The sequence below is a fragment of the Clostridium sp. SM-530-WT-3G genome (genome assembly GCF_012843905.1).
Classification (GTDB): Bacteria; Bacillota; Clostridia; order Clostridiales; family Clostridiaceae; genus Clostridium.
This window is the reverse complement of the sequence record NZ_JABAGC010000012.1, coordinates 23,250-34,390: the sequence shown is the minus strand read 5'-3', so window position 1 is coordinate 34,390 and position 11,141 is coordinate 23,250. Positions and strand designations below refer to the sequence as shown.

At 30.1% G+C, this 11,141-nt stretch carries 12 protein-coding genes; 11 read left to right on the top strand and 1 reads right to left on the bottom strand.

Annotated elements, in window-relative coordinates; genetic code table 11:
- Nucleotides 1-79: 79 nt before the first annotated feature.
- Nucleotides 80-256: a hypothetical protein gene (locus HF850_RS15735; RefSeq protein WP_243159427.1), complete on the bottom strand. Its 177-nt coding sequence runs from the start codon at nt 254-256 to the stop codon at nt 80-82.
- 425 nt (nt 257-681) lie between these two features.
- Between HF850_RS15735 and HF850_RS15730 the strand changes: the two genes are divergently transcribed.
- The 11 genes from HF850_RS15730 to fliI all read left to right on the top strand — a co-directional run bounded on the left by HF850_RS15730 (nt 682) and on the right by fliI (nt 11,136).
- Complete coding sequence (locus tag HF850_RS15730) at nt 682-1,329, top strand: hypothetical protein (RefSeq protein WP_243159426.1); 648 nt, start codon at nt 682-684, stop codon at nt 1,327-1,329.
- 143 nt (nt 1,330-1,472) lie between these two features.
- Nucleotides 1,473-1,883 carry a hypothetical protein gene (locus HF850_RS15725; protein WP_243159425.1) on the top strand — a complete coding sequence of 137 codons (411 nt, stop codon included), beginning with the start codon at nt 1,473-1,475 and terminating at the stop codon, nt 1,881-1,883.
- A 704-nt stretch (nt 1,884-2,587) separates the two neighbouring features.
- A complete protein-coding gene (locus HF850_RS06625; protein WP_169104682.1) occupies nt 2,588-3,931 on the top strand; it encodes a flagellin in 1,344 nt (447 codons plus the stop codon).
- A gap of 31 nt (nt 3,932-3,962) precedes the next feature.
- Entirely contained in the window at nt 3,963-4,781 is an 819-nt protein-coding gene (locus HF850_RS06620; protein WP_169104681.1) for a flagellin, read from the top strand.
- Nucleotides 4,782-5,251: 470 nt separating this feature from the next.
- Nucleotides 5,252-5,650, top strand: coding sequence for a flagellar basal body rod protein FlgB (gene flgB, locus HF850_RS06615; RefSeq protein WP_169104680.1), 399 nt, complete (start codon nt 5,252-5,254; stop codon nt 5,648-5,650).
- 16 nt (nt 5,651-5,666) lie between these two features.
- Nucleotides 5,667-6,077 (top strand): flagellar basal body rod protein FlgC, encoded by a 411-nt coding sequence (flgC, locus tag HF850_RS06610; protein ID WP_169104679.1) that lies wholly within the window; start codon nt 5,667-5,669, stop codon nt 6,075-6,077.
- A gap of 28 nt (nt 6,078-6,105) precedes the next feature.
- Nucleotides 6,106-6,417, top strand: coding sequence for a flagellar hook-basal body complex protein FliE (gene fliE, locus HF850_RS06605; RefSeq protein ID WP_169104678.1), 312 nt, complete (start codon nt 6,106-6,108; stop codon nt 6,415-6,417).
- 21 nt (nt 6,418-6,438) lie between these two features.
- On the top strand, nt 6,439-8,010 hold the full coding sequence (gene fliF, locus HF850_RS06600; protein ID WP_169104677.1) for a flagellar basal-body MS-ring/collar protein FliF: 1,572 nt from the start codon (nt 6,439-6,441) through the stop codon (nt 8,008-8,010).
- Between the two features lie 5 nt (nt 8,011-8,015).
- Nucleotides 8,016-9,032, top strand: a complete 1,017-nt coding sequence (gene fliG, locus HF850_RS06595; protein WP_169104676.1) for a flagellar motor switch protein FliG — start codon at nt 8,016-8,018, stop codon at nt 9,030-9,032.
- Nucleotides 9,016-9,804, top strand: coding sequence for a FliH/SctL family protein (locus HF850_RS06590; RefSeq protein ID WP_169104675.1), 789 nt, complete (start codon nt 9,016-9,018; stop codon nt 9,802-9,804). Before fliG ends, HF850_RS06590 begins: the two co-directional genes overlap by 17 nt.
- A gap of 15 nt (nt 9,805-9,819) precedes the next feature.
- A complete protein-coding gene (gene fliI, locus HF850_RS06585; protein ID WP_169104674.1) occupies nt 9,820-11,136 on the top strand; it encodes a flagellar protein export ATPase FliI in 1,317 nt (438 codons plus the stop codon).
- Nucleotides 11,137-11,141: the final 5 nt, after the last annotated feature.

The following is an 11,141-nucleotide window of genomic DNA, read 5'->3' as shown; positions in this document are numbered from 1 at the left end:
TGTTAGGAAAAGTTCAAAACTTTTCAAAAGCCATTCTTATTGCTAATATGCAAGGGCCAACTGCTTGAGTATCAGATACTTAATAACCTAAAATAGACTTTTTGAAAGCGTTCATGACAATCCAAACGTAATGTTTGATGCCTTTTACTTTTATGTAGGTTTTATCAGTAGCAAGAATTTTAGATGGTTTATAATCAAAAGTATCTATAAATGCCTTAATTACTGAAGCTGCTGTCAATGCGTAATTAGCAACCATAGTATGTGATATTTTTATACCATGTACTTCCGCTAACGCGCGAGCAGTTTGTCTAGTCGAAAGCTTTAAATTGACATGATAAGTTAAGCACAGTCCCATTATATGAGGATTGAATTTTTTGAAACTAAAATTAACTACAGACTTAGGCAACATATGTAAATCCATCTTGAAGAAATTAAGAGTGAATTCTATGTAAATATAGTGAAGTATGTATTTATGCTTTTTGCTTTTATCAAAATCTTTTGGAATATTTTTAATATTCTTTAAATAATAAGAGCAATCAGAGTTTTTACATTTATGTATTCTAAACTATAATAGTGCAAAAATGCTTGAATAATTTTACAACTGAATAAAATAAAAAACATTTATGATAAATCCCTGTTATAATTAAGTTCCAACACAAAATCCAACAAGGAGATACATAAATGTTTCAGAATACAATTATATCAAATGAGCTATCAATATACAAATTTTTTAATGAATTAAATTTTAATTTTTATTTAACAAATCCTCAGTTAAAGCATTTAGAAAATATCATGAATGCTATGATATCTAAAGGGTTTAATGGTAAGATTTCCGACATAGCGGAGCTTGCGCCTGCAAGACATCGAACTAGTATCACTAGATTTTTATCAAATAGTTCTTGGGATGAAAATCTTCTAAAGAGATCTTTAAAAGCTTATATAGTAGAACTTATTTGGAATAAATCAAAAGAATCTAAACAACCAATATACTTTATTGTTGATGACACTATATCTGAAAAGACTAAGCCCTCGTCAAAGGCTATAAATCCTATTGAAAAGTGTTCATTTCACAGTTCACATTTAAAGGGTAAAACTGTATATGGTCATCAAATATTAGTTTCATTACTATCGTGTGACGGATTAGTTCTTCCATATTCGATTGATATTTATGATAAACAATCTATGAGTAAAATAGAATTAACTGAAAATTTAATTTCAACACTACCTAAGCCTCAATATGAAGGTTATGTTTTAGCTGATAGTTGGTATAGTTGTAAGGATATATTTAATGCCTCTCAAAAGCTGGATACAGTTATATTGGAACTTTAAAGACAAACAGAGTCATTTTCCCAAAAGGTCATGAAAGATTAGGAATAAAACTTCATAAATTTGCTGAAACATTAAATATTGAAGATTTTGACCTTGTCACAGTCAAAGAAAAACAATATTACATTTACAATTATGTTGGCAATTTGAAAGATAGAAAAAATATTTCTATTGTTTTAAGCTATCCTAAAGATGCATTTCAGAAAGATAAAGCACTGAAGGCTTTTATTTCTATAAATTCTTTCATAAAACCTTTAGAACTTTTAACTCAATATACTGACCGTTGGGCTATTGAGCCATTTTTTAAAGACTGTAAAACTTATTTAGGCCTTGATGGATATCAAGTAAGAAGTGAAAAAAGTATTAATAGATATCTAACAATAATGTTAATAAACTATACTTATTGCAAAATGTATTCTAATAATTCTTATCACTTCAATACTGGATATAAATCTGCTAAGAAGGATTTACAAAAATCTAAAGTAATATTCATATATGAAGCTGCCGCAAGCGGTACGCCGATAGAAGAAATTTTTGAGTCATTAAAAATAGCTTAGAATTCTGTTTGGTTATTCAACTGTAAAATTATTCAAGTAAAAATGCACTATTATAGTTCTAAAGTGTTTTCGTTCTTTTTGAACAGCAAGTGTATGACCACAATAAGGGCATTTAAATACTAAAGGTTTAGCAACAGTATTACTTTGTTTAAAAGTAATACCACAAATTTTACATTAAAACTAACCCTTATTACCATTGTTGTCATATATATCCAAAGTGTGGTGCACCACACTTTGGGCATATAATTGATTCAGGAATTGACTTACTGTTACGTCTTTTGACGGGTTTTAAGGCTTTATTATATTTATGTTTGTAATATTCTAGAAAGTAATATATAATCTACTTTTTCAAATTTTAAGATTTTTGGTAGTCTATCTACTTTAAACTTTTGATATTGTGGGCTATTTGAATCATCGAATAACATTTGTTTGAGTGGTATGTATTTTGCAATAAATAAAAGTAATTTGCCAACAAGTTTAATTAGATATTGATTATATAGTAGTAAATAAGTTATAATTGATTCCATAATAACGACAACCTTTCATGTGAGTTTTGTTTTGTGGTGATTCAATAATAACATGAAATTGAGGGGGTCGTTGTTTTTTATACAAAAAAACGGTCGGAACCCTTGAAATATAAAGAAAAATTAAAGAGCGTAGTGTAAACAGCTTTACACTATCAGAATCATTGGGAGGGAGTAATTATGATTATTAATCATAACATGAATGCATTAAATACAATTTCTAAATATAATCGAAATAATATTAGTGTTGGTAAGGCGATGCAGGGATTAAGTTCTGGGTTAAGAATAAATAAATCTAGTGACGATGCAGCTGGATTGGCTATTTCTGAAAAAATGAGAATGCAGATAAGAGGTCTTAGTGAAGCAAATAGAAATACTCAGGATGGTATTTCATTAATGCAGGTTGCTGATGGAGCTATGAGTGAACAGGTTGAAATATTACAAAGAGTACGGGAACTTACTGTACAAGCATCAAGTGATACAAATTCATTAGATGATCGACAAGTAATTCAAGTAGAAATAAATAATTTGTTAGAGGAAGTAGAAAGAATAGCGAGAGATACAAATTTTAATAATGTTCCACTATTAGATGGGGAGCATAATAAATTTGAAAATGAAGGAATTAACTCCATAGATGAAGTTGTGAATCATATAACTACAACTGGAGGGCAAACAGAGAAGTATGTTGATTCAAAAGGAATTACTCATCCTAGTGCAAGTGTAGATTTTAGTAATTTAAAAACAGAGAAGGATATTGCTGAACTTGAGGGAACTGGTTTTAACTATACTTGTTGTACATGTACAAAAGCATACAGTATCAAATTTGTGAATGGTGATCCTGATACGAGTAGATTAAGTGATTTGAATCCGGTTATGGAAATCGATATAAGGGGAATAAAAAATGGAAGTGAACTTGCAGAAAAAATAAAAGAAACTGCATATAATGAGAGTAAAACTTTTACTAATCATTTTACACAACTTGAATTTGATAATGGAAAGTTAATTATATATGATGAAAGGTCTACAGATACAATAGGAGATATATTTCCAACATCATCAGGTGAAGGAAAATTTGAATTTGGTGTATATGGAGAGAGTGTTCCAGAAAAAGAATATATTTCTTATATAGATATTCAAATTGGAGCAGGTTCGGGTGAAGAAATAAGAATTGATTTACCTAATACAACTCTAAAAAAAATTAAGTTAGACAATGATTCAGTGTCAGTATTATCATCAACAGAAGCTAATAATTCTTTAGGAAAAGTTGATGATGCAATTAAATATATTACAAATCAAAGAACTAAATTGGGTTCTTATTCTAATAGATTAGAACAAAATATTAATAATGTTGAAAGTTATGGTGAAAACTTACAGACTGCTGAAAGTAGTATTAGAGATTTAGATATGGCAGAAGGGATTATAGAATTATCTAAAAATTCTATTTTAACTCAATCTGCTCAAGCTATGATTGCTCAGTCTAATGAAATGGTAAAAGTAGTTATGAACTTAGCACAGGGAAGATAGAATAAATATACAATGATGGGAGGTAAATAAAATGAGATTAAATAAAAATATGTTTTCTTTGAATATTTATAAAAACTATAAGAAAAATGTTACTTCTGCAAGTGGAAATTTAAATAATATAAGTAGTGGGCTTAAGCTTGAAATGGCAAAAAATAATCCAGGAAAAATAGCACAAAGTGAAAGTCTTAAAATACAGACTATAAGTAATTCGGCAGCTCAGAGAAATATTCAAAATACCGTATCTATGTTACAAACTGTTGATACAGCTATGCAGGAGATAAATAATAATTTAATTAGGTCTAAAGAATTATCTGTGCAAGCATGCAATGGAACTTTATCAGAAGACGACAGAAAAAGTATTCAAGATGAAATTAATCAAATCAATGATAATATAAATTATATTTCTAATAATACTCACTTTAATGGTGTTAAATTATTGAATGGAACTGGTTGTATAAACACTATGACAGGTTCTTTTTCGGGAGAAGGGATTAAAATTGAAAAAAGCAATCTTACAATTATCGGATTGGGAATTAAGGATTTAAATGTTGGAACTATAAAAGATGCATCTAATTCCCTAAATGATATAGAAACTGCAATTGGAATTGTATCAAATGCTAGAAGTAAATATGGGGCATTACAATCTACTTTAGAAACTACACAGGAAAATATGAACGAAATTAATCTAACTCTTAAAAAATCACAGAGTAAAATTGCAGATGCTAATGTTGCAGAGGAAATGGTGAATTTATCAAAAAGTCAAATAATAATTCAATCTGCAGCTGCATTAATGGCGCAAAGTAATCAGTTACCACAGGATGCATTACAGGTTTTAGCTAATATAAAATAATAAAAATTGATACTATAGATTTAAAATATAAAAATTAAGTAATTTGTGAAATCACTTGTAGAATAGATAAGGCAAAAGTCTATTCTACAAGTGATTTTATTTGTAGCTTAACAGTATTAATTTCTAAACTAAACTAGAGGCATTGTTCAAACTACTAAACCAATAGCTAGTGTAAATATAGTTGGGGTAAAAAATATTGTTAATATGATTTATAAGGTTTTAGAAACTTTTTTATATCAATACATTTTGTATTGAATTCCTAGCATAAATTAACGGATGTAGAAATTTGTAATAGAGAAATGTGGAACAAATAAAACTAAATAGAAGAAAAAATGTATAAAAAGCTATTAAAATGACAAAAAAACAAAAAAAATATGGCGAAAACTCTGCAATTAATTTATAATAAAATGTAGATGATTGTAAATAACGGGGGAAAAATATTGAAAATAGTATATTGAGGAAGTGAGTTCATGAGAGGACAATCAGCAATTAATGACAATACTTATGATTTGATTAAGTTGGGTTTAAAAGCATCAAATTTAAGGGCTAAAACAATTGCTAATAATATGGCTAATATAAATACTAAAAACTATAAAAAGTTTAGTGTTGTATTCGAAGAAAATCTTAAAGGTGATAATGAATCAAAATTTAGTTTGAAGAAAACTAGAGAAGGTCATATATCAGACGATAATGAATATGGTCAAAATATTAATGTTGTTCAAGATAAGAGTACAAGCATGAGGACTGATGGAAATAACGTAGACTTAGAAACAGAAAAGGTAAATCAGGCAGCGAATACACTTAAATACAATGCATTGATTACTAGTATTAATAATAAGTTTAATAATTTGAAGACAGTTATAAAATAGGAGGGTATTAAAAATTATGAATGCATTTTCATCTATGAGGATTAGTGCTACGGGATTAGCAGCAGAAAGACTTAGAATGGATACCATATCTTCTAATATGGCAAATGCAAGTACAACTAGAAATGCTCAAGGGGAAAAGAGTCCGTATGTACGAAAGATTGCAGTTTTTCAAGAAGCACTTGATTCTAAAAAACAGATGGCTGGGGTAAAAGCTGTTGGAATAGAAAACGATAAATCACCATTAAGAAAAGAATATAATCCTAATCATCCAGATGCTGATGAGGATGGATATGTTACAATGCCTAATGTTAATGTTTTAAATGAAATGGCAGATATGATGGTAGCGTCAAGATCATATGAAGCTAATGTTGATACATTTAATGCACTTAAGAGTATGTTTTCTAAAGCATTAGAAATAGGAAAGTAAGGGAATTGGGAAGAAGGAGAATTGAGATATGAGAGTTAATAATAATTTTACTAATCGAGAAATTTTATTTAATAATAAATTTCAATTAGATAGTAATGGGAGTGTGAAAAATTCCTCCAATATAAGTTTTGGAGATGTTTTAAAAAAGGCAATAGATGATACGAATAATAAACTAGTGGAATCAGACGCCGCTACAAATGCATTTATAAGAGGCGATGATATAAACATTGATGAGGTTATGATAAAAAACCAAGAAGCAAGTTTATGTCTTCAATTTTTAACTCAAACTAGAGATAAGTTACTTGAAGGATATGATACATTGTCAAAGATGCAGTTGTAGTAAGGTGGGGAGAGCTAGAACATGAATAAACTTTTAGAAAGGGTCAAGGAACTATTTGAAAAGTTTAAGTCACAGAATAAAAAGATAAAGATTGCAATTATAGCATCACTAATAGCTATTATAGTAGCTATTGTAAGTGCTATAGTTTATTCATCAAAAACTAAATATGAAGTTCTGTTTTCTAACTTGGATGCAACAGATGCTAAAGCAGTTCTTGACCAATTAACATCCGATAAAGTAGATGCTAAAATTGATAGTTCTACCAATACTATTTATGTACCGGAGGAACAAGTTGATAAATTAAGACTAAATCTTGCACCTACATTGACTTCTGGTAGTACTGGATATGAATTGATGGATAGTCAAAGTTCTTTTGGAATGACAGATGATCAATTTAAGCTTAACAAAAAGAGAATGATTGAAGGAGAAATAGCAAAAACTATTAAATCTTTAGAACCAATTGAAAATGTAAAAGTAACCATAACAGAACCTGAAAGTTCTATTTTTGCTAAAAATAATAATGAAAAGGGTACCGCTTCAGTCACTTTAAAAATTAAGCAAGGACAAAGCGTTTCTGAAGAACAGGTTAAATCAATTGTAGCAATTGTATCTGCAAGTGCTCAAAACATTCCAAGAGAAAATGTTACTGTTGTAGATCAAAATGGTACATGGCTTACTAAGGATTTAAATTCAGATGATACAGAAGAAATAAATTCTGATAATATTTCAAAACAGCAGAAAGCTGAGAAGGATTATGAACAAAAGCTTCAAAAAGCAATAATTGATTTATTAGAACCTATTGTAGGGAAAAATAAAGTTAAAGCACAAGTTAATGCTAAGCTAGATTTTGATTCTACTCAAAAATCTGAAACTACTATAGATCCTAATAAGGTTATAGTAAGTCAGGATATACTAAAAGAATCTAATAGTAGTAGCACAGGTGATACTGTGACAGAAAGTCCTGTAGATAATAATATGAGTAATCAAATTAATGAAAATAATAAAGATAATAGCACATCTACGAGAGAAGAGCAAAAAACTAATTATGATTCAGGAAAGAGTGAAGTAAAAACTATAACTGCACAGGGAAAAGTATTGAGAGTAACAGCTTCAGTTGTAGTAGATAGAACTCTTACAGATGATGAAGTTACTCAATTAACTAAATCAATATCAAATGCTATTGGGTTGAATCCTGTAAATGGAGATCAACTTTCAGTTGTAGGTATGCCGTTTGATACAACAGCAGCAGATAAAGCACAAGCTGATGTCCAAGCTATGGAAGCAGAAGAAGCTGCTAATAAGAGAAATATGATGATTATTATTGGTGGTATTGTAGGAGCAGTAGTAATAGGATTACTAGTATTTATAATTATTAAGAGAAGAAAGAAGAAGGAAGAAGAGGATGAACAGTTATTTGATACATTAATAGACGATACTATCATACCTAAAGAACCAGAAGCCTTCGATCCTATCGAGTTTGATAAAGAGACTGAAAATACTCATTTAGAAAATGAAATTAAGAAATATGCTACAGAAAAACCAGAACAAGTTGTAGAAATTATTAAAGCTTGGCTTAATGAAAATGAGAGGTGATAGATATGGCGAAAGATTCACGTAAACTATCAGGCGTACAGAAAGCTGCAATATTATTTATTACTCTTGGACCAGAAGCGTCATCAGGGATACTTAAAAAGCTTCCTGAAGCTGATATACAAAAGATTACTTATGAAATTGCAAATATTACATCTGTAACATCAGAACAGAGAGAAGAAATATTGAATGAATTTTTACAAATAAATAAAGCTAGAGATTACATAGTCGAAGGTGGTATGGATTATGCTAAAGAGCTTCTATCAAAGGCATTAGGATCTCAAAGAGCAAATGAAATTTTAGATAAAGTTTCAGAAGCTACTGCACAGTACAGACCTTTCTCTATTGCAAGAAAGGCTGATCCTAAGCAGCTTTTAAATGTAATAATGTCAGAACAACCACAGACTATTGCATTAATCTTATGTTATTTACAACCTGATAAAGCAGCCCAGGTTATGGCTGAGCTTCCAGAAGAAACTCAAAGTGAGGTTGCATATAGAATAGCAACTATGAATACAACGTCACCTATGGTCATAAAAGAAATTGAAGCAGTTCTTGAGAGTAAGTTATCATCAGTTGTAAGAACTGAAATGACTACACTTGGAGGAGTAGAAACATTAGTTGGTATATTAAACTCTGTTGATAGAACAACTGAAAAGAATATTACTGAAGGACTAGAAAGAGAAAATGCTGAACTTGCAGATAGAGTTAAAAGTTCTATGTTTGTATTTGAAGACATTATTTCTCTTGATGATGTGTCTATTCAAAGAATTCTTAGAGAAGTTGAAGCTAGTGATCTTGCACTTGCACTTAAAGGATGTTCGGAAGAAGTTGCCAATGCTATTTATAGAAATCAATCTAAGAGAGCTGCAGCTTCACTAAAAGAAGATATGGAATTCTTAGGGCCTGTTAGAATAACAGATGTTGAAAAAGCACAACAAAAAATTGTTTCTATTATTAGAAGATTAGATGATGCAAATGAAATTATAATTTCAAGAGGTGGAGAAGATGCGCTCATCGTATAGTCTTATAAAAAATAATTTTGCTACAACTGGAGAAAAAAAAATAATTACTACACATTATTTAAAAAAAAATATAAATGTAAATCAAGAAGATATTATTGAAGAGGAACTTGTGGAAGAAGTACCACAAGTTCCAAAGGTTGATCCTGAAGAATTGCTAAAGAGATATGAAGAAATTGGACAGCGAATAATACAAGATGCTGAAAATGAAAAGAAAGCAATTTTGTTAAGAACACAGATGGAGGCTTCGGTAGCCGAAAAAAATGCTTATGAAAAAGGATATGAGCAAGGAATTAAAAATGGTTATGATGATGGCTATAAAAAAGCTTATGATGAAAATATAGAGAATGCTAAACAAGAAGCTTCAACTATTATAGAAAAAGCAGAAAAGCTATTAAATTCAGCTCAAAAGGATTATTCAGAATATCTTGAAAGTAAGAGAAATGAAATAGTTAATTTGGCACTTAATATTGCTGAAAGTATAACTAGAAAAACTTTATCAAATGATGATTCATTAAATTCACTAATAGATGAAGCATTTCAAATATCAAAGGGTGAAGAAAGTATTATAATAAGGGCTAATTCAGTTCATGTAGACAAAATAAAAGAGAATAGTGAAAGATGGAAAATATCGTATGGTATAAAAAATGATATTTTTATTGCTACAGATGATTCTTTGGAACCAGGAAATGCAGTATTAGAAAAATCAAGTGGTGTAGTAAAAGTTGGGGTAGATATAGGAATGGAGCAGATAAAGAAAGCTATTTTTGGGTAATATGGAGGATGGTCAATGATTGAGTTAAATGTGAATTTTGAGAGAATATTAAAAAAAATTAATAGTACATCACCAATATATAGTGAAGGTATTGTTAAAAAAGTTATTGGGCTTACTGTAGAAGTTCAAGGGATAAAGGCATTTGTAGGTGAATTATGTATTATATACAATGAAAGAAACCAACCTATAAATTGTGAAGTTGTTGGATTTAGAGATGAATTTGTAATATTAATGCCTTTAGGTGAACTTATAGGTATATCACCTGGGTGTAAGGTTGTACCTCAACATAAGCCTCTTACTGTAAAGTGCTCAGATAAGCTTTTAGGTCATATCATTGATGGTCTTGGAAATCCCTTAGATAGTGATTTGCTTGATTTTGATGGAGAGGAATATCCACTAGAAAATGAAGCTCCAGACCCTATGAAGAGAAAAAGAATTAAAGAAATAATGCCTACAGGAGTTAGAGCTATTGATGGCTTTATGACGGTTGGTGATGGACAGAGAATAGGTATATTTGCAGGTAGTGGAGTTGGTAAGAGTACTACTCTTGGAATGATAGCAAGAGAAGCAATGGCTGATGTTAATGTTATTTGTTTAATTGGAGAAAGAGGAAGAGAAGTACGTGAATTTATTGAAAAAGATTTAGGACCTGAAGGCATGAAAAGATCTGTTGTAGTATGTGCGACTTCCGATAAGCCAGCATTAATTAGACTTAAAGGTGCACTTACTGCTACTGCTATTGCAGAGTATTTTAGAGATCAAGGAAAGAAAGTAATTCTTATGATGGACTCAGTAACAAGATTTGCTATGGCACAAAGAGAAATTGGACTTGCAATAGGGGAACCTCCTGCTACTAAAGGATATACTCCATCAGTATTTGCAAAGCTTCCTAAACTTATGGAAAGAGCTGGTACATCTGAGGATGGTTCTATTACAGCTTTTTATACTGTACTTGTTGATGGGGACGATTTTAATGAACCTATAGCTGATACTGTTAGAGGTATTCTAGATGGTCACATAGTTTTATCAAGAAGTTTGGCACATAAGAATCATTATCCAGCTATTGATGTTTTAAATAGTGTAAGTAGACTTATGAGTCAAATAGCTACTAAGGAACATAAAACATCGGCATCTCTGGCAAGAGATTTATTAGCCACATATAAGGACTCAGAAGATTTAATCAATATAGGAGCATATGTAAAAGGAAGTAGCAAAAAAATAGATATGGCAGTTGCTTATAATGAAAGATTAAACAATTTCTTATGTCAAGGAATAGAAGAAAAAGCATCTTTTGAAACAACTCAGCAAGAATTGATTTCAATGTTTAAATAATTTAA